Source organism: Streptomyces sp. NPDC001941 (assembly GCF_040296945.1).
Lineage (GTDB): Bacteria > Actinomycetota > Actinomycetes > Streptomycetales > Streptomycetaceae > Streptomyces.
Map to the genome: position 1 here is coordinate 58,700 of NZ_JBEOYE010000035.1, position 19,458 is coordinate 78,157.

The window sequence follows — 19,458 nt, forward strand, 5'->3', positions numbered from 1 at the left end:
CCCGGCGGGCCCGCGGTCACACCCGGGAGTGGTGCACGATCCAGGCCAGCGCGCCCGAGCCCTCTTCGTACTGCGGCGCCTCCCGCCAGATCCGTACGAAGGCCTGAGCGAGGGAGGACTCCGCGTCGGCCACGGACGCGCACCGGACGACGGCGAGCACCAGCAGCAGACCGCACACCTCGTCGAACAGCTGCCCCATGGCACGAAGGCTCCCGCGGCCGACCTCCACGAGCAGCACGTCCAGGCTCACGTCATCCGGGAGCGCTCTGTGCCTCCGCTGACCGGCCGGCCGCGTGCCGGCCCGTCGGGACGCGTGAGCAACGCGGCGCCCAGGCGGCCCGGCCGGGGCCACGTGGCGTGCGCTCGCGTGCGGGGGACGGGAGACGCCCGTACGCCGCCGGGCCATCACGCGCCACCCAGGGGCCCGGCACCCCGGCGTCCTGCCCGAGCCGGGTGAGGTGCGGTGCACGGGTGCGCGACAAGTGCCGGGCGGGGGAGTGGAGTTCTGGTCATCCTGGTCCACCGAACGGTCGAGGGACGCGCCGGGGTCCAGGGCCTGCCCCTCCAGCGTAGCCGCTCAACACCCCTCACGGCAGAGCGAGGTTGAGCCGCACTCGACGCCCCGGACCCCGCCCAGGGCAGGCGCCGCGGCCCTGATATGGGTGAGTTCCAGGGTGCGTACGTGAATGCTGATGACGGCGAACTCCTCGCACACAGATGCCGGTTGACACGCCTCCTCGGTCAGGGCGGCATGGGCGCGGTCTGGCTGGCCCATGAAACCCGGCTGGCACGGGACGTCGCGGTCAATGAGCTGCGCCTGCCCGGCCACCTCGGGGACGCCGAGCGGGCGAACTGGATCGCGCGGCTGGACCGGGAGGCGCGCGCCGCGGCACGCCTGAAGCACCCGGGCATCATCACCGTCCACGACCGGATATGTCCCTGGCCGACCTCGTCGAGGCACGGGGACCGCTCCCGCCTCAGGAGGTCGCGGACATCGGACGCCAGGTCGCCGCCGCCCTGGCCGCCGCGCACCGGATGGGCATCACCCACCGGGACATCAAGCCCGCCAACATCCTCCTTGAGGACGGCCGCGCGGTGCTCACCGACTTCGGGATCGCCGCGGTGGAGGGGGACGCCACGCTCACGGCCACCGGCATGATCATGGGGACGCCCGCGTTCATGGCCCCCGAGCAGGTCCGGGGCCTGCCCGCGACGGCCGAGTCGGACCTGTGGTCGCTGGGAGCGACCCTCTACGCCGCCGTGGAGGGGCGGCCGCCGTTCGACGCCATGACTCCCAGCGCGGTTCTGGTCGCGGTGGCGACCGAGGAGCCCGCGCCCGCCGTACGGGCCGGCCCGCTCGCTCCCGTACTGGCGGGGGTGCTGCGCAAGGAGCCGGCCGAGCGGCTGACGATGGAACAGCTGCAGGCGCGGCTGGCACAGCCCGTAGCCGTACGGGCACAGGCCCCTGTCGGCGCGCCCCCGCACTCCCCGGCTTCGCAGCAGCGGACCGTCACCGCGATGGCACCGCGTCCCGCGGTTCCGCCCACCGCGCCCGCCGCCGCTCCCGGGGCTGCGCCGGCCGGTCCGGTGCCGCCGCGCCGCCGCTGGTCCACGCGCCGGACCGTGCTCGGCGTGGGCGCGGTCGTGACCGTACTCATCGCGTCGGTGACCGGTTACGCGGTGATGAAGTCCGACGCCTTCAATTCCACGTACCAGGCCAACCTGAGTACCGCCGAAGGAGCCGGGACCCCCTCGGGCTGCCAGCGCGGGTCCGGGGCGCGTGCCTCCGGGGACCGGGCCCGGATGACCTACACGGCCGGGTGCGCGGACTACGACGCGTGCGGCTCCCGGACGGACAGCGCGAAGCAATGGCTGGCCGCGCTTCCCGGCGTGGCCGCCATCGCCTTCGATCGCAACAGCGCCTGCCTGACCTCGCGAACGGGCTGCGACGTCCAGGTCACCGCGACCCCTCCGGATGACCGGCCCGCCGTGCGGCGGGCCTTGCTCCGCCTGACCGTGGAGGCCGGATCCGCCCGGCACCCCCTCGCCGGCGCGTACCACCTCGAAGTCGACTTCGGCCGGTAGCCGCGCGCACGACGGTGACACGGTGGTGCGGCTGGCAGCCGGCAACGGCCGTCGTCAGGGTGGGCCGTGTCAGTGCATCGCCCTACAGTTGGACGTCAGCGGGCAGCCGGTGCGCAAGAGGCGCGCGGGCTGATGAGGGCGTAGGGGAGTGGGGAGCAGGGGTGTTCGAATCCATCACCGATCACGGGAATGAGGTTGCGGCGGCCCCCCAGGGCGCGGCGACCGCCCCGGGGCACGATCCGGCGGCGGGGCGGATCACCGCGGTGAGCCGCAACTCGTCGTACGCGTTCAGCAAGCCCAACCGGGCCTCCGTCACGCTGCTCGCGGGCCTCGGCGTGCAGGATGACGTCCACGCGGGCGAGACGATCCGCCACCAGTTCCGCATGACCTACGAGCCGGACCTGCCCAACCTGCGCCAGGTCCACCTCATGCACGAAGAACTCTTCGACGAACTCGCCCTCAGGGGCTTCGAGGTCCGCGCGGGCCAGCTCGGTGAGAACGTCACCACCCGCGGGGTCGACCTGCTCGGCCTGCCCACCAGGTCCCTGCTGCGCCTCGGGGCCGACGCGGTGGTCGAGGTGACGGGACTGCGCAACCCCTGCTCGAAGATCAACGACTTCCGGACGGGTCTCCTGGGCGAGATGTTCGCCCTGGACCCGCTCACCGACGAGTTCACCTTCAAGTGCGGCGTCATGGGCGTGGTCCGCCGGACCGGGACGGTACGGCCCGGTGACCCGGTGGTGGTGGAACTTCCGCCCCTGCCCCACCGGCCGCTGGCGCGGGTCTGAACCCGCGGAGAACGGATCCGTCGGCGTCGTCCGCACGGTACGGCGCTATGACCGACCGCTCGGCAAGGGCGTACGGGAGTGAGCCCGCCCCGGCGCTACGGCACCAACGGATGCGCCGAGTACTGCGACCCGTACCCCGCGAGGTAGAGCCTCATCGCACACTGGTCCTCGGCCTCGATGAACACCTGCTGCCCCCAATGGGCGCTGAGGCGCTGCGCGACGGCCATGAGCCGCCGGCGTTCTTCCGGCGAGTAGGCCGGGAACCGAACCCAGCCCCGCTCGGCGATGACGTTCCCGAGGTCGCTGGACAACACCGCCCGCGCGCGCCGCTCCTCCTCCTCGGTCAGCGGCGTCGGCCCGCCTTCGGCAGGCGACACGCGGACGTTGTACAGGTCTCGGATCACTGGCTTCTCGCAATGCGTCTGGTCCGTTTGCCAGGAGGATACCGGCACGGCCGACCGCCATGACTGCCCGCTTGGGACCGGGGCCACCGCAACCTTCCAGCGGCGCGTCCTGCGCGAGTCCGGCATCACCCGGGAGCACAAGGCCAGGCTCCACAAGGCCGGGCGCCACAAGGTCGTCGAACTCCGCCGCGAGGACCTCGACGTCCGCTTCCCGGGCCTCCTGGACGCCGTCCTCGCCGCCACACGGCCGAACAGGCCCGCCGACGGGACGGCGCCCGCCGGCGCCGTCCCGGTTCCCGGCCCCGCCGAGGATTGAGGCCCGCGCACCGTTGTCGTACGAGAACGGGCCTGGGAGGGGCACTCGCCCCGGCTGTCGTGAGCCGGATCCGGCCGGGTACCGCCCACCGACAAGGCGGCACCCGGCACGGTAGGACTCACCAGGAGCCCTCACCGGGGGATTCGGAGCCCGTGCGCTGCCGGATGGGTCCGGCTCGCGCTTGCCCGCGCCTCGCCGGTACTGCCCCTCTCCGCCACAGCGTCCTGCGAACTCCCTCACAGTTCAGGCGTTTTGACCTCGCCGCAACCCGCACCGATGAACGGGCCGAGAACCGGCACGTCCTACCGGCGCCCGGCGTGGGCGGGCGGCGGCCGCCGTCGGGGCGGCGGCCGCGTGCCCCGTCCAGGTGGCAGCGCCCTTCTCCTGGCGTGCCACTGGAGCACTCCCTCCAGGCAGCCGGGGGCATAGCCATCCCGGCCTCGAATGTGCCCCGAGGGACGGGCCGGACTGTCGGTTGACTTCCGCGGGAGTGGAAGGCAAGCCCGGCGCTCATGGGGTGTGCGCCACAGGCTCGCTCTGCTGCGGGATAGGCCCTCCCGGTACGCCAGAAGGCGCGGAGGGCTGTCTCCACCGTACGGCCAGGGGGCCGAATCCCACCCCGGGGACCCGGAACTGTTACGCGGGGCGGTCCCGACCCCGGTGCGCCACCACTGCGAGCCCCTGCCGCGGTCCCGAGGCCCAAGTCCGGCTGGTATTGGCCCACGGTTTTGCGGACACGGAGCCGGGATGGTGGGAGGCTGTACGAAAGATCCCGGTTGCCGCCGTCCCAAGCGGCGCCAATCGGAAGCGCGCGGGACCACCGCTCCCCTGTCCGGTCCTCGCGCGGGACGCTCTCCTGGCGCGGAGGCGGAGCCGCGGGAGGCTCCACCAGCCGGCACGCGTACGGAAGCGGAGGCTGGAGCCGTGTCGTCGGTGATACGGCTCCGGCCGGTCTCGGCGCGAACGGTGCGGGTCACGGTCACCCGCCCGCCCGACCACCGGGCGAAACCGGCTCCCCAGGAGCCCACCAGAAGGGACTTCACCAGAAGCACTGGCACGTGCAGAGGATCGCCACCGTGTCCTGCGTGGTCCAGGTGTCTCCCTCGCCGCCGAAGTGCCGTACGGTGACGGTGTCCCGGCCAGTGCTGGCGCGGCAGCTCACGCCGATGTGCTCGGCACGGTCGTGGCGGCAACCGCGGCAGGTGTCCGTGGTGTTGGGGCGCCAGCCCTCGGGATAGAAGCCCCCGCAGTCGCACCGGCTGCCGTCACCGCCGCACACGCCCTCCAGGTGGACCGTCCACAAGTGCCCGCATCGACATCGGGCCACACGGCCGTCGCTCATTCCCGCTCCTCATGTGGCTGAAGACACCCACCCGTACTGCGAACACCCACATCTAGCAGTCGGGTTCATGGGAGGGAAACCCGTCCGAAGCGCCCCCGCAACGAGCCGTCGCGGAGCGGCGGAGTGTGCCGGTGACCTGCTGCTTCTCGCCGTTGTTGGCTCCGGCGGTGGCCGGTTCTCGACGTTCACGGTTGCGGGCGCGGCGGGCTGGCTAGGCGTCCCGTGCCGTGATCAACAAGGAAGAGACGCGGCGCTTCGGCCCGCGTACGCGGCCACCGACGTGGCAAGCGGCACCCGGCCGGAGCTGATGGCACGGACGTAAGCGAATGTAAGGAGCACAGGTGACCGACGACGCCAAGCAGGCCGGCGGGCAGCAGCAAGAAGACGACCAGAACCTGTGGCGCGCCCTGTACACGACCGACGAGGGGTGGTCGGCCGGTGTGCCGTTCGCCGACCACCTGAGCGTGTCCGCCCCGGCGCTGGCCGAGGTGGGCGGGACGCTGTACTGCGTGCACCGTGGAGCCCGCCGGGACGGCGGGAAGTACGAGTGCCTGCCGCTGAACTTCTCCGAGTTCACCCCGCGTGCCGCCCAGCCGTTCATCGACGCGCTCGACGAGGCCCGCAAGCCGCTGCCCGAAGGGGCCTCCGCGGAGGAGGTCGCCGCGTGGGAGGCGAAGGTGCAGGAGGCGTCCCGGGCCCTGGACGAGGCGCGCCGGTGGTCCCGGGACGAGGTGCCGTTCTGGGCGAGCGTGGAGGCTCCGGCGATCACCGCTCACGAAGGGGCGCTCCTCCTGGTCACCACACGGCTCGAAGAGAGCCACGGTAGCTACCGTGGTCATTTGAAAGCGACGCACCTTCGGCCCAACTCCGAAGGAGGACTGAGCGGGTACAACGTCGGCATTCCTGGATACGGATCACTCCGGATCGCCCCTGCCGTGGCGTCGTACGACGGCTCCCTGCACGTCATGTACGTGAACCTCGCGTCGAACCGCATCACACACCTGATCCAGAAGAAGTCGAACGAGGGACCGGGCGATGGGTCCGGGGACGAACTGGCTGAGTCCCCCGGCCAGAGCTCCCAGGGCCCGCAGACATCCCCGGTCTCCGCGCTTCACGAGCTTGAGGACTTCCCCCACTACGACCTCGAGGAATTCCACGACCACGAGCTGATACTCGACCACCGCTTCGACCGGCGCGAAGTGGAGGACCCCCGGCGCGGCACCTTGGGCTACCCCGCCAACCTGGCGCTCGCCGTGCACGACGGGAAGCTGCACCTGGTGTACCGCAAGGGCAGCCGGGACCCGTGGCTGTACCACGCCGTCTTCGACGGCAAGGTCTGGAGCAAGCCGGCCGTGCTCGGCGGAACGAAGGACGAGGACGGCTACGCGGAGTCCGCGCATTTCTCCCGCCGCAACGCGGCACTGGCCTCCTACGACGGACGCCTGCACGCCGTCTACCCGTCCGCCGAGAGCGACAAGCTCACCCACACCACCTGGACCCAGGAGGGCGGGTGGAGCGCGCCGAAGGAGCTCGACGGACACGACTCGAACAACACCCCGGCCCTGCTCGTCGTCAAGGACGGCCCCGAGGGCCAGGAGCACGAGGCGTTGCTGCTGGTGCACCGGGGCATCGACCGGTACGTCCCGCCGACACCGCCGAGCCTGGACCAGGTCGCCTCCCGCGAGGAGGTCCAGTACGGGCCGTGGGTGAGCGACGAGGGCATGGGCGGCTGGTCCCGGCTGCGCCACCGCACCTCGATCACCCCGGCGACCCTCACCGACGGACGGAAGGTACTGATCCTGTCCTGGGAGGCCAACGCCGAGTACTACTGGGGCTTTTGGTACTACCCCGACCACAACCGCTACATCATGCCCACCCATCTCGGTGCGGGCGGCGAACTCTGGCTCGCGGACAGCAAGGGCGCCGTGCCCGACCACCACGCCATCGCGATGGGCTCCCACCAGGTGGACGGCAAGGGCCGCATCCGCGTCGACGCCGTCATCTCCCGCCCGGAGCCCGGGACTTACACCCTGTACAACCGGTACGCCACCGAGAAGAGCAAGCCCGAGAGGACCGGCGGCTACTACTGGACCACCGGCTCGCACGCCGGGCACGACAACGACGACTCGCACCGCTGGTGCCGCTTCCACGTCAACGCCAGGTCCCACGCCACCATCACCCTGACCTGACCCGTACGTCCCGCGTCCGTGCGCGAGCGCGAGCCACGTACACGGACGCGGGACGCCCCGGGCCGGGCCCGGAGGCTCGGGGCGCCGCCGCCCTACGGCCCGACCCGACCCCTGCCCTTGGTCTGTCGGAGGGTCCCCGCCCCGTTTGCCCGGCGGCGTGCCTTCACTTCACCCGCGAGGCGGCGATCGTGTCAACAGATGATCGGACCGGTCATCTCCGTGCGCAGCGTGAGGGGACTCCTGATGTACCAGCGAGCCAGGTTCAGCCGCCTCGGCACCACGATGGCCGTCGCGCTCGTGCTCACCAGTGCCGCCACCGGCTGCTCCCGGCAGCAGGGCACCACGAACGGCGGAACCCCGCACGGTGGGAAGAGCCGGCCGACCGCGGCGTCCAGTCCGGCGCGACCCGCCCCGCGCGGCTTCACCCTGGTGGCCACCGGTGACGTGCTGCCGCACGCCTCGATCATCCGCCAGGCACGCGCCGACGCCGGGGGAGACGGCTACGACTTCGCCCCCATGCTCGACGGAGTGAAGTCCCTGGTCTCCGCGGCGGACCTGGCGATCTGTCACATGGAGACGGTGTACGGCGGCGAGGACGGCCCGTACACCGGCTACCCGGCGTTCGTCTCCCCGCCACAGGTGGCCGCCGGACTGAAGGCCACCGGCTACGACTCCTGCTCCACCGCCTCCAACCACACGCTCGACGACGGGGCCACCGGGATCCGCCGCACCCTCGACGCCTTCGACCGGGCGGGCCTGGCCCACGCGGGCTCGGCCCGCACCGCGCAGGAAGCGGAACGCCCGGCGCTGCTGCACGCGGGGACGGCCAGGGTCGCCCAGCTCGCCTACACCTACGACACCAACGGCTACCCGCTGCCCGACGGGCAGCCCTGGGCGGTCAACCTGATGGACCGCGACAAGATCATCGCCGATGCGCGGGCGGCCCGCCGGGCCGGCGCCGACGTGGTGGTCGTCTCGGTGCACTGGGGCACCGAGTGGCAGGACGAGCCCGACGACACCCAGCTCGACCTCGCCCGCGCGCTGACCGCGTCGAACACCGCCGGACGCCCGGACATCGACCTGATCCTGGGCACCCACGCACACGTCCCGCAGGCGTACGAGAAGGTCAACGGCACGTACGTCGTCTACGGCATGGGCGACCAGGTCGCCGGCCGCATGGTCAACTACTCCGGCGGCTTCGACGACCGCGGGAACATGAGCAGCATCGGCCGCTTCACCTTCGCCCCGCCCGCCGCCCCGGGCAAGCGCTGGGAGGTGACGAAGGCGGAGTTCGTACCGCAGTACTTCGACCCGGACGCCAACCGCGTCTTCCCGCTCGGGGCGGGCGCGAGCGGCTACGACTTCGCGCGCGAGCACATCAGCGAGGTGGTGCTCAGCAGAGGCGCCGCCAAAGCCGGCCTGACCCAGGGCCGTTGACCCCCGCACACCCCCCACGCCCCACACCGGGGCAGCCGGACGGATGGTCCACTCGGGGGGCCGGATAGGGTCGGCCGCATGTCAGCTGCCCCTGAGCCCGTCCGCCCGACCGCTCTCACGCTCCGCCCGGCGGCACGCGCCGACCTGCCCGCGGTCCTCGCTCTGCTCGCCGACGAGGAACGGGTGGTGGACCCGTCGACGCTAGTCGTCGACGAGGCGCACGAGCGGGCCTTCACCGCGATCGACACGGACCCGCGCAATGAGGTCCTGGTCCTGGTCGAAGGCGCCGACGACCAGGACGCGGGCGGCCGGGTGGTCGGCTCCCTGCAGGTGACGTACGTCCCCGGGCTGAGCAAGGGCGGGGCCGAGCGGGCCCTGATCGAGGCCGTACGCATCCGCGCCGACCGGCGGAGCGGTGGACTCGGGCGCATCCTGATGGAGCGCACCATCGACCGCGCCCGTGCGCGTGGCTGCGCACTCGTCCAGCTGACCAGCAACAAAAAGCGTCAGAACGCACACCGCTTCTACGACCGACTGGGCTTCGCGCGCAGCCACGACGGGTTCAAACTGGCCCTCTAGCGTCCGTGCTCCCGGGCGCCTCGCGTGCCCCGGTGACCTCGCAGGCGAGAAACCGGGAGGCCGGTGAGGGTTTGGCCACCGCCACCCCGGCAACCCGTCGGTTCCTGACCCGAGGAGCCGAAGCGATGCCCGAGCCCAGCCCAGCACGGCCCCGTGAGCACGAGAAGCGGCGCCGGCCCCCGACCGGCACCGCGATCCGGGCAGCCCAGCCGCACGGTGCGGTGAGTGCTCTGGCCCGCGGCTACGCCACGCTCCTCGGCCTCCCACCAGAGGGGCCGGAACCCAACAGCCCTTCCACATCTGTCAGTTACTCAACGCCACGTCGAGCGCACGACAAGAAGCGGCCGCGATGACCAGGGAGCCCGCGCGGAGCGCGAATGGATCGGGCGGCACCTCGGGCCTGTACGACGTCCTGGAGCTCATCCTCGACCGCGGCCTGGTCATCGACGCGTACATCCGCGTCTCACTGATCGGCATCGAGCTCCTCACGATCGACATCCGGGTCGTCGTGGCCAGTGTGGACACCTATCTGCGCTTCGCCGAAGCCTGCAACCGCCTCGACCTCGAAGCCGGGCCGGCACGCGGCTCGGGAGCCCGGGAACTGCTGGGCGGGCAAGGCGATGCACAGCGACAGGATCGGACGGACGTCGAACCCAGGCAGACGACACGACGAAGCCCCGAGCCCTTGGCCTGAACCACCCCTCCTCCGGCATGGTGGACCCTGCCCGCAGCCGTGCCACGGGGGTCACCGGCCGGGCCTGACGAGTCGGGGGGCTCATGGACACCGGTACGGGAAGCGTCTCTGGCAGAGACGGCTCCGACAGAACGACGACGCGACGGCCGGACACCGGACCGGCCGGGGGAGGACCGGCCCGGGGGCGAGGCGTACTCGAGGGAGCGTTCGCGCTCCTCGACGCCCTGCGCCTCAGCGGCGACGAGGCGGGCGTGACCCAACTCGCGCACACCTGCGGCGTACCCAAGGCGAGCGTCCACCGCCTGCTCGACCAACTGGTCGAGCTCGGCGCCGTCGAACGCAAGGGCACCCGCTACCGGATCGGCCCCCAGCTGTACCGCCTCGGTCAGACGTGGGACCCGCACCCCGGCCTGCGCGCGGCCGCCCGCGTCCCGATCCAGCGGCTGCGCCTGGGCACCGGCGCGAGCGTGGTCGTCACGGTCCTGAGCGAGGACACGGCGCTCGCCGTCGCCTCCGTCCCCGGCGACGTCGAACCCCTCATGCCCCTGCGCGACGGCATCGCCTTCCGCCTCGACACCGCCGCGGGAAAGGCCCTCAGGAGCCCCGCTTCCAGCACCCCGGTGCTCGACAGGGAGGCCGTCATGGAAGGCGTGTGCTGCGCCGCCCTGCCCGTACGAACCCCCGACGGCCGTACGGTCGCGGCGCTGACCGCGCTCGTCCCGGCGGGCCGCCCGCTGGACGCGCTCGCGCGCCACGTCGTCGAGGCCGGGGCCGCCATCAGCCGGGCACTGGCTCGCGGTGTCCCGCGCCGCGCGCACGCACCGAGCGCACCGGTCCTGTGAACCGCCCGCGCGCGTTCCGTTGAGCGGAACGCGCGTAGAACCGTACGCGCCGGGCGGGCACAGTACGTGTCGTGCCGAGGGGAACACGGCACACCGGCCCGGTCCGACAACAGGACGGCGCCGGATCACCGTCACCCAGTGGCCAGTTCACTGCGTGACCCGTACGTGGGGGGACCACATGCGCAAGAACCGCCTCGCCCGCACCGCCGCCACCGCGCTGCTCGGACTCGGCAGCATCGCCGCCTTCGCCGGCACCGCCCAGGCCGAGCCGATCGACTACGTACGCATCGAACTGGTCGAGCTGCACTGCCAGAAGAGCAGCGAAGGCGACCACGACGAGGCCTACCTGAAGATCACCGACGCCAACGGCAACGCGGTCAAGGTGTGGCCCGGTGGTGGCGTCAAGTACCAGACGATGGGCCCTGGTTACGTGCGCTCGATGGCCGACGGCAACAGCAGCGCCGCCCTCATCCTGGGCAAGCAGCAGGCCCGCACCATGACCCTGTGGGACTACGACACCACGAGCGGCGACGACAAGCTCGGCGCGACGCTGGTGACGGGCTCCGAGGCCGGTGCGGAGACGCAGTGGCGCACGGTGGAGGGATCCGGCGGCGTGTACGTCATCGGTTACCGGGTCATCGACATCTGATCGCAGAAGGGCGGCCTCGCTACCCGACAGGATCACGCCGTACGCGCGGCCGGGTCCGCAGCCCCGCTCGGCGTCCTCGCCGACGGGCTGCGCACCCTGCACGCTCACATCAACGAATCCGGTGCCGGCTCAGCACCAACTGCCGTCACTGAGATGCGAGAAGGCCTTCCACGCGGCCCGCGTCTTGGTGCCGGCGACTCCGTCGACCCCACCGGTGTCGTAACCGATGTAGTTCAGGAACCGCTGAAGTCCTCGGATGGTGTTGGGGCCGACCTGGCCGTCGACCGTACCGGCGTTGAACCCGCGGTCGTTGAGGAAGAGCTGCCACGCCTTCCAACTGGCCGTACCGAGCTGGCCGTCGATGGCGCCGGGGTTGTACTTCCCGACGGGCGCCGCGTCGCGGACGTAGCACTGCACGCTCTGGGCCTCGGGCTTGGACAGACCGAGGTTGTTGACGGCCTGGACGGTGACGGTCGCCTGGGACGTCTTGACGGCGGACGGAGCGGCGGTGGCGGCGGTGGCACCGGCAACGGTGCCGACGCCCAGCGCTGCGACGGTGAACGTCGCCAGCACCGCCCTCGTGAACCTGTTCGATGGCATACGTGTCCCCCTGAAGCTCGCTTCGGTCTTCTGGCTTCTGTCGGAGCCGGCCCGGTCAAGGCGGCGGCAGGGCCATGTCTATCAGCGCCACCACCAGCGGAGCAGACCCTGGCGAGAAGTTGACAGCGAACTGGACAGGCTTGATGTGAGCGGCGGTCCACCACGTGGGGAGACAGCCCGTGCACAGCCGACGACACACACCCCTCCCGCCCCTTCGCCCGCTCCACCAGGAGCGAGGACCAGCCGCGCCCACCCCGCGACCGACGAACGCTCCGGGCCACGTCGGCCGGTAACCACGTCCCTTCGGGCCCACACGACCGGTGCGCGAAGCCCTGGTGCGTCGGGAAGAGCCCAGCCGTCTTCGAGTGCGCTGCAGCATGGATCGCGCGTCCCACGAGCGGATGGCGCCGCGACCGGCCCACCGACCGCAACGAATGGACCCTCGACGGTCAGGAAAAGCGCGACTCAGCGAGTGGTGGTGTGCGCGGTCGGCAGTACGAGTACGAAGGCGGTACCGCTTCCGGGCGGCGTGTCGCCGACGGTCAGGGTCCCGTGGTGGCGCCGGGCGATGTCGCGGGCGATGGCCAGGCCCAGGCCACTGCCGCCGGAGTCGCGGTCGCGGGCGTCGTCGAGGCGGGCGAAGCGTTCGAAGACGTACTCGCGGCGGTGGGCGGGCAGGTCCGGGCCGTCGTTGTGGACCTCGACGGTGGTGGCGTCCGGGTCGCTGGTCACGGTCACCGTGATACGGGTGCGGGCGTGCCGGGCGGCGTTGTCCAGGAGGTTGCGCAGCAGGCGGTGCAGTTGGAGGGGGTTGCCGCGGACGGGTGCGGTGGGGGGCGCGTCCAGGTGGAGGGTGACGTGGGGCCTGATGACTGCCCTCTGCTGGTCGATGAGTTCGCGTGCGGTGCCGGCCAGGTCGGTGAGGGCTGGTGTGGCGGTGGCTTGCGGTCGCGAGAGCAGCAGCAGGTCGTCGATCAGGGCTTGCAGGCGCCGGGTCGTGTCCAGGGTGTGGCCTGCGGTGCGGGGCCAGTCGGTACGGTCGGGATAGGTGAGGCAGACCTCCAGCAGGGTCCGAAGTCCGGTGACGGGACTGCGGAGTTCGTGCGCGGCGTCGGCGACGAAGCGCTCCTGCTGGGTGTGGGAGTGCTCCAGCTGGTCGAGGGTGCGGTTGGTGGTGGTGGCCAGGTCCTGGATCGCGTCGCGGGCGCGGGGGACGGGTACGCGGCGTCCGAGGTGGTGCGCGCTGATCTCGGCGAGTTCGGCGCGGATGGCTTCGACGGGCTTGAGGGCCCTGCGGGTGGCGAGGTGCGCGGTGACGGCGACCAGGAGCGCGGCGAGGGGGACCCCGGCGAGCAGGGCCGGGTCGAGGGCGGCCACGGCCTGGTCGGCCGCGTCGGGCAGGACGAGGACGTAGACGGTGTAGCGGCCGCCGTGCTCGCCGAAGACGGTGGGTTCGCCCGGCTTGATGTCGATCAGGGCTCCGACCGCGGTGAAGGTGCGGTGGGCCAGTGGGGAGGGTGCCGGGGGTGAGGCCGGGGCGTCGGGGTGGGCGGAGCGCCCGGTCGTCGGGGGTGTTCTTGGCCGGTCGTGCGTATCGGGCGGGCCGGGTTTCCGGGTGGAGGGGCTGTCGGGGTCGGCGGTGTCCTCGATCGGCTGACGTTTGGGGCCTGCGGTCGTCACGGTACGGGTGGTCGTCCAGCCGGCCGGTGCGGATGCCGGAGCCGGGGGGACCTGGCCGTGGGGGATGGTGAAGCCGTCCGAGCTGCCGATGCCGTTTCCGTCCTCGGTGACGACCACGTAGGGCCAGGACAGCTGTCCTTCGATGAGGGCGGTCTGCTTTCCCAGGACCAGGGCGCGGGCCACGGCGCGGGCCTGTACGCGTGCCTTGTCGGTGGCGGCGCTGATCTGGTCGTCGTAGAGGTGCTGGCGCAGCCACCAGGCTCCGCCGGTGCAGACCAGGAGGGCCACGAGCCCGGACAGCAGCGCGGTGCGCGGGCCGGTGGGCAGACGGTCAAGCATCGCGGCAGGGCCCTGGACCACCGGCCGGCGCAGGGGGAGCGTCGTCCACGAGACGGTAGCCGACGCCGTGCACCGTCTGGATGGAACGCCGCTGGAACGGGGCGTCGATCTTGCGGCGCAGCGCACTGACGTACACCTCGACGATGGCGGTGGAACCGTCGTACGCCCCCTCCCACGCCTCGTCGAGGATGTCCTGCTTGGGCACCACCTGCCCGTGACCGCGGGCGAGGACGGCCAGCACGGCGAACTCCCGTGCGGTGAGCGCTATTTCCTCCGTACCGCGACCGCACCGGTAGGAACCCGGGTCCACCCACAACGTCCCGGTGCGCAGCAGCCGGTCCCCCGCACGGCGGGCGTGGGCGCCGCGGCGGATCAGGGCGCGCAGCCGGGCGAGCAGGACGGGGTAGGAGAAGGGCTTGGTGAGGTAGTCGTCGGCGCCGGTGTCCAGGCCTTCGGTCTCGTCGTGCTCGCCGTTCTTCGCGGTGAGCATCAGGATCGGGGTGAGGACCTTCGCGCGGCGCAGTTCGGCGCAGATCCGGTAGCCGTGGACGCCGGGCAGCATCACGTCCAGGACGATCACCTGGTAGGGGTGGCGCAGGGCGTACTGCAGACCGGTGAGGCCGTCAGCGGTGTGCTGCACGGTGTAGCCCTCGGCCTCGAGGCCTTGTCTGAGGGCCCGGGCGATCTGTGGATCATCCTCGATGACCAGTACGTCCATGCATTCGAGAATCGCATGGTGGCGCCGGGTGTCTTCAGGAGTCTTTAGCCTTGCGTCCTCCTGCGAAGGTCATCGCCGCCGCGCCGCCCGGGCCGTCCCGGCTCCCCCCTTCAGGCTTCTTCAGGATCTTCAGCCCCCTTTTGGTCTTTGAGCAGGGCTTATGGAGGCCTAGTACAGGCTGTGCTGGTCGCCGCCCCGGCGGTGGCGCCGTACCGCGTCCGACCTGTGAGGAGCTCATTGATGGAACCGGAGGAGCGCACCACGACGCTGCCCGTGGTGGCGCAGCGGGAGGCGGACGATCCGTCTGAGGACGACGCGGCCGAGCCGGTCCGGCGCCGCAGGCGGCCCCTGGTCTTCACCGCCGTCGGTGTGGTGCTGGTCGCCACCATCGGCGGGATCGGCTACACGTGGCTGCGGGCCTCCGACGCCGGACCGGCGCCGGCCGGCCCGGCGCGCGCGGGCACCGCGAAGGTGGGCCGGGGGGACCTGTCCCAGCACAAGGTCGTCTCCGGGACGCTGGGCTTCGGTGCGGAGCGCGGCGTCAAGGGGCGCCGTGCCGGGACGGTGACGTGGCTGCCCGCGGCGGGCGACACCGTGTCCCGAGGCAGCCAGCTGGCCAGGATCGACGACCGGCCCGTCACCGTCTTCTACGGCAAGATGCCGCTGTACCGGACGCTGGGCGCGCCCCCGGCGGAGTCCGCCGACGACTCCTCCCGTACGGCGGGCTCCGGCACGGCCTCGACCGGGCAGGGCTCCGATCCGGCCGAGGGCCAGGGGAAGACCGGCGGCCCCGAGTCGGCCAAGGGCACGAAAGGCAGCGGCAAGACAGCCTCGGCGGGCGGGGCCCGTGACGAGGTGGCCGGACCGGGCACCACCGGAGCCGACGTCAAGCTCCTGGAAGAGAACCTGTACGCGCTCGGCTACCGCGACTTCGGCCGGCCCGACTCCACCCTCACCGACCAGACCGTCACCGCGATCAAGCGCTGGCAGAAGAACAGCCTGAAGATCGCCGAACCCACGGGGCGGATATCTCCCAGTGACGTGGAGGTCCTGACCGGCCGGGCCCGCATCGGCCAGGTCAAGGCGCACCTGGGTGATCCCGCCGAGGGGGACCTGGTGACGCTGACCGGGACCAGCCGCACCGTCACCGTGCCCCTGGCGGTCTCTGACCTGTCCCTGGCCGCGAAGGGCACCAAGGTGAGCGTGTCGATGCCCGACGCCTCGACGGCGACCGGCAAGGTCGCCTCCGTGGGCAAGGCCGTCACCGCGTCCACCGGTACCAAGGAGGGCGTGTCAGGCGGTCAGGAAGCCAAGATCAACGTCACGGTTACCCTCGACGACGCCTCCGCGGGCAAGGGCCTGGAAGGCGCCCCGGTCTCGGTCAGCCTGACCAGCCAGGAGCACAAGGGCGTCCTGACGGTCCCGGTCGGAGCGCTCGTCGCCCTGCGCGAGGGCGGCTACGCCCTGCAGCTCCCCGCTCCCGCCGGCGGCAAGGACGCGCCCGGCGACCAGACGCGTCTGGTCGCGGTGAAGACCGGGATGTTCGCGCAAGGGCTGGTCGAGGTCTCCGGCGCGGACGTCAAGGAAGGCATGAAGGTGGTGACCACCCAGTGACCCCTCCCCGCCACGGCCGCACCGCCCCGGCCACGCCGCAGAGCGCCCACCGCACGCAGGACGCCCACCGTACCCCGGGCGTCGCCCGCACCCCCGGCGTCCCCGTCACCCCGGGCGAAGGCGCGGCACCCGCTGTCCTCGCCCTCGAGGGCGTCGGCAAGAGCTACCCCGGCGGGGTGCACGCGCTGCGCGACGTCAGCCTCTCCATCGGCCAGGGCGAACTGCTCGGCATCGTCGGCCCCTCCGGCTCCGGCAAGTCGACCCTCCTGCACCTGATGGGCATGCTCGACCGGCCCACCCAGGGCACCATCCGCATCCACGGGCAGGACATCGCCGCCCTGCCCGACCGCGCCCTGTCACACCTGCGCGGGCGCACCCTCGGCTTCGTCTTCCAGCAGTTCCACCTCATCGACGGCCTCAGCGCCGCCGACAACGTCGCCACCGGCCTGCTGTACGCCGGAGTCCCCGCCCGCCACCGCCGCTCACGGGCCCGCGAAGCACTGGACCGGGTGGGCCTGGCAGAGCGCGCCGGGCACCTGCCCCACCAGCTGTCGGGCGGACAGAAGCAACGGGTCGCCATCGCCCGGGCGCTGGTGACCGAACCGTCCCTGGTCCTGGCCGACGAACCGACCGGCGCCCTGGACAGCCGTACCGGCGAAGCGGTGATGGAACTCCTGCACCGGCTGCACGCCCAGGGCACCACCATCGCGATCATCACCCACGACCGGCAGCTCGCCGCCTCACTTCCCAGGCGCGTGGAAATCCTCGACGGCCGCGTACGCCACGACAGCGCACACCCCCACACCACCGGCGCCGACGACGAACCGGCACCCCCGCGCGCCGAGAAGGCCCTGTACCGCGAGCCAGAACCCTCCGGAGGCACCCCGTGACCACGCCACCCCCGCGCCCGGGCGCCGGACCGCGCGCCCGCCTGGCCCCGCGCGACGTCCTCGCGCTGGGCGTCCTGCGCGTCCGCTCCAGCCCCGTACGCGCCATGCTCTCGGCCCTGGGCATCTGCATCGGCGTCGCCACCATGATCGTCGTGGTCGGCATCCCCGCCTCCAGCAAGAAAGCCCTGGAAAACGACCTCGCCAGCCTGGGCACCAACATGCTCAAGGTCGAAAAGGCCACCGGCGGGGGCGGCCCCGACATCCCCCTGCCGGAGAAGGCCGACGCCATGACGGCGCGGATCGGGCCGGTCAGCAGCGCGGCCGCCCTCGGCAAACTCCCCAGCACCCCGATCCGCCGCAACGCCGAGGTCGACCAGGGCGACACCTCCGGCGTCTCCGTCGTCGCCGCACGCGGCGACCTCACCAGCACCTTCCAGGCGGACCTCTACGCAGGCCACCTGCCCACACCCGATTCCGCCCTGCCCACCGTGACCCTGGGATCGGACGCCGCCCACAGCCTGGGCATCACCGACCTGACCGCACGCGACGGCACAGGACCGCAACTCCTCATCGGCGACGCCTGGTACACCGTCACCGGCATCCTGCGCGCCGTACCGCTCCTGCCCGAGCTCGATTCCATGGCCATCGTCGGATGGCGCTCGGCCACACAACAACTCGCCTTCTCCGGGCACCCCGACACGGTCTACCTCCGTGCCACCGAGTCCCAACTCGCCGACGTCCGCGCGATCGCACCCGCCACCGTCAATCCCCAGAACCCGGAGGCGGTCACGGTCTCGCGGCCCTCCGACGCCCTGGCCGCCAAACAACTCACCGACACCGCGTTCTCCTCCCTGTTCCTGGGCCTGGCCGCAGTCGCCCTGTTCGTCGGCGGCGTCGGCGTCGCCAACACCATGATCGTGTCGGTACTGGAACGCCGTACCGAGATCGGACTGCGGCGCGCCCTGGGCGCCGCCCGCGGCCAGATCCGCATCCAGTTCCTCACCGAATCCGTCCTGCTCTGTCTGCTGGGCGGAGCCGCCGGACTCGTCCTGGGAACAGCGGGGGTGGCGGGCTGGGCCCTGGCGCAGGACTGGCCCGCCGTCCTGCCCCTGCCCGCCGCCCTCGGCGGCCTCGGCTCAGCCGTGGTGGTCGGCGCCCTCGCCGGCCTCTACCCGGCCACCCGCGCCGCGGCACTCACCCCCACGGAAGCCCTCGCCAGCGCCTGAACTCCCGCGCACACGGGCCGGGTCCACCGGCCCGTTCCCTCTCTACTCCCGTCTGGAGCCATCATGATGACCAGCCCCACCAAGACCCGTTCGGCATGTGCGCTGATCTTCGGATCCGCACTGGCGGTGACCCTGCTGACGGGCTGCGGCGGCGCCGATGCTAAGGACGACTCCCAGGGCGTGGCGTCCCTCGACAAGGGCGGCAGCACGGCGACCCCGGCCACGTCGGACGCGGCCCCCAAGGGCAAGAAGGTCGACCCGCAGAGCGCCGAAGGCAAGCAAGCGCTGGCCAAGTACAACGCCGACATCAACACCTGCCTGACGCGCAAGGCCAAGGCCGCGGGCATCGACACCGAGATCGCCACCGACTCCCACTCCAAGGGAGCCGTACAGCCCAAGGGCGGATTCGGGGGCAAGGTCGCCTTCATGCCGGACGGCTCCATCGAAGGATCGCCCGTGGCGAAGAAGTGGTGGGGCGAACTCGTCCCGGCCTGCCGCAAGGCAGTCCCCATGCCACAGTTCGAGGGCGCGACCGACCCGGGACAGGAGCTTGCCCGGGCACGGAAGCAGTACCAGTGCCTGAAGAACGGCGGCCTGGAGTACCTCCACGAGCCGACCAGCGACAACTCGTCCGTGTTCACCCAAGAAGGCACCAACAAGTACTTCTCCGGCAGCGGCCTCGACCCGCATAGCAAGAGCATCCTCAACAAGTGCGGCATCCAGGCCGGCGGCTGAGCACACCGTCTCGGACGATCAACCCTCCCGCCCGGGCGGCGCCTTGTACCAGTCCGGCATGGTCGAGGGTCGGGCGGTGGCCTCGCGGTCGCCATCTCGGGAGCGGCGGAGCGCCCGTACGGTTGCGAGGCGTTCATCGCATCCGGGCCGACGGCTACGAGGCGTCCATTGCGTCCGGAGCGGGGGAGACGTGGCAGTGTGCGGGCTGCCCCGTCGCGGCGAGCGCGATGACGAGAGCGGCCCGTGGACGGCCGTCGTTTTGGACGGCGGTGACAGCTTCGGGGGATCTGGCTGTGGCCGCCGGTCACGGATGTCCGATTCCCTGACCTGT

18 protein-coding genes are annotated in these 19,458 nt (G+C 71.9%); 12 read left to right on the forward strand and 6 right to left on the reverse strand.

Annotated elements, in window-relative coordinates:
• Positions 1-16: 16 nt before the first annotated feature.
• A complete protein-coding gene (locus ABT160_RS23180; protein ID WP_351649651.1) occupies positions 17-250 on the reverse strand; it encodes a sigma-70 family RNA polymerase sigma factor in 234 nt (77 codons plus the stop codon).
• A gap of 683 nt (positions 251-933) precedes the next feature.
• On the opposite strand from ABT160_RS23180, the gene ABT160_RS23185 reads away from it, so the two are divergent.
• Entirely contained in the window at positions 934-2,085 is a 1,152-nt protein-coding gene (locus tag ABT160_RS23185; protein WP_351649652.1) for a protein kinase domain-containing protein, read from the forward strand.
• Positions 2,086-2,348: 263 nt separating this feature from the next.
• Positions 2,349-2,873 (forward strand): MOSC domain-containing protein, encoded by a 525-nt coding sequence (locus tag ABT160_RS23190; RefSeq protein ID WP_351649679.1) that lies wholly within the window; start codon positions 2,349-2,351, stop codon positions 2,871-2,873.
• 95 nt (positions 2,874-2,968) lie between these two features.
• Here ABT160_RS23190 and ABT160_RS23195 read toward each other — a convergent pair whose 3' ends face one another.
• Positions 2,969-3,250, reverse strand: a complete 282-nt coding sequence (locus ABT160_RS23195) for a hypothetical protein (protein ID WP_351649653.1) — start codon at positions 3,248-3,250, stop codon at positions 2,969-2,971.
• A 1,382-nt stretch (positions 3,251-4,632) separates the two neighbouring features.
• The gene (locus ABT160_RS23200) at positions 4,633-4,935 is read right to left on the reverse strand and encodes a hypothetical protein (RefSeq protein ID WP_351649654.1); all 303 of its coding nucleotides are present in this window, start codon (positions 4,933-4,935) and stop codon (positions 4,633-4,635) included.
• A 341-nt stretch (positions 4,936-5,276) separates the two neighbouring features.
• Here ABT160_RS23200 and ABT160_RS23205 point away from each other — a divergent pair, with 341 nt between their 5' ends.
• The 6 genes from ABT160_RS23205 to ABT160_RS23230 all read left to right on the forward strand — a co-directional run bounded on the left by ABT160_RS23205 (position 5,277) and on the right by ABT160_RS23230 (position 11,325).
• Complete coding sequence (locus ABT160_RS23205; RefSeq protein WP_351649655.1) at positions 5,277-7,124, forward strand: hypothetical protein; 1,848 nt, start codon at positions 5,277-5,279, stop codon at positions 7,122-7,124.
• A 243-nt stretch (positions 7,125-7,367) separates the two neighbouring features.
• Entirely contained in the window at positions 7,368-8,561 is a 1,194-nt protein-coding gene (locus ABT160_RS23210) for a CapA family protein (RefSeq protein WP_351649656.1), read from the forward strand.
• 78 nt (positions 8,562-8,639) lie between these two features.
• A complete protein-coding gene (locus ABT160_RS23215) occupies positions 8,640-9,140 on the forward strand; it encodes a GNAT family N-acetyltransferase (protein ID WP_351649657.1) in 501 nt (166 codons plus the stop codon).
• Positions 9,141-9,489: 349 nt separating this feature from the next.
• Complete coding sequence (gene gvpJ, locus ABT160_RS23220; RefSeq protein WP_351649658.1) at positions 9,490-9,834, forward strand: gas vesicle protein GvpJ; 345 nt, start codon at positions 9,490-9,492, stop codon at positions 9,832-9,834.
• 83 nt (positions 9,835-9,917) lie between these two features.
• Positions 9,918-10,676 (forward strand): IclR family transcriptional regulator, encoded by a 759-nt coding sequence (locus ABT160_RS23225; RefSeq protein ID WP_351649659.1) that lies wholly within the window; start codon positions 9,918-9,920, stop codon positions 10,674-10,676.
• A 178-nt stretch (positions 10,677-10,854) separates the two neighbouring features.
• The gene (locus ABT160_RS23230) at positions 10,855-11,325 is read left to right on the forward strand and encodes a hypothetical protein (protein ID WP_351649660.1); all 471 of its coding nucleotides are present in this window, start codon (positions 10,855-10,857) and stop codon (positions 11,323-11,325) included.
• Between the two features lie 129 nt (positions 11,326-11,454).
• Here the strand turns inward: ABT160_RS23230 and ABT160_RS23235 are convergent, their stop codons facing one another.
• From ABT160_RS23235 to ABT160_RS23245, 3 genes are all read right to left on the reverse strand, one after another.
• Positions 11,455-11,925, reverse strand: coding sequence for a peptidoglycan-binding domain-containing protein (locus ABT160_RS23235; protein ID WP_351649661.1), 471 nt, complete (start codon positions 11,923-11,925; stop codon positions 11,455-11,457).
• Between the two features lie 465 nt (positions 11,926-12,390).
• Entirely contained in the window at positions 12,391-13,944 is a 1,554-nt protein-coding gene (locus tag ABT160_RS23240; RefSeq protein ID WP_351649662.1) for a sensor histidine kinase, read from the reverse strand.
• Positions 13,937-14,662, reverse strand: a complete 726-nt coding sequence (locus tag ABT160_RS23245) for a response regulator transcription factor (RefSeq protein WP_351649663.1) — start codon at positions 14,660-14,662, stop codon at positions 13,937-13,939. The genes ABT160_RS23240 and ABT160_RS23245 overlap by 8 nt, the downstream gene beginning before the upstream one ends.
• 240 nt (positions 14,663-14,902) lie before the next feature.
• Between ABT160_RS23245 and ABT160_RS23250 the strand changes: the two genes are divergently transcribed.
• The 4 genes from ABT160_RS23250 to ABT160_RS23265 all read left to right on the forward strand — a co-directional run bounded on the left by ABT160_RS23250 (position 14,903) and on the right by ABT160_RS23265 (position 19,127).
• Entirely contained in the window at positions 14,903-16,276 is a 1,374-nt protein-coding gene (locus ABT160_RS23250) for a peptidoglycan-binding protein (protein WP_351649664.1), read from the forward strand.
• Positions 16,273-17,166, forward strand: coding sequence for an ABC transporter ATP-binding protein (locus ABT160_RS23255; RefSeq protein WP_502984286.1), 894 nt, complete (start codon positions 16,273-16,275; stop codon positions 17,164-17,166). The genes ABT160_RS23250 and ABT160_RS23255 overlap by 4 nt, the downstream gene beginning before the upstream one ends.
• On the forward strand, positions 17,163-18,392 hold the full coding sequence (locus ABT160_RS23260; RefSeq protein WP_351649665.1) for an ABC transporter permease: 1,230 nt from the start codon (positions 17,163-17,165) through the stop codon (positions 18,390-18,392). The genes ABT160_RS23255 and ABT160_RS23260 overlap by 4 nt, the downstream gene beginning before the upstream one ends.
• Positions 18,393-18,455: 63 nt before the next feature.
• Positions 18,456-19,127, forward strand: a complete 672-nt coding sequence (locus ABT160_RS23265; protein WP_351649666.1) for a hypothetical protein — start codon at positions 18,456-18,458, stop codon at positions 19,125-19,127.
• The last annotated feature ends 331 nt before the right edge of the window (positions 19,128-19,458 follow it).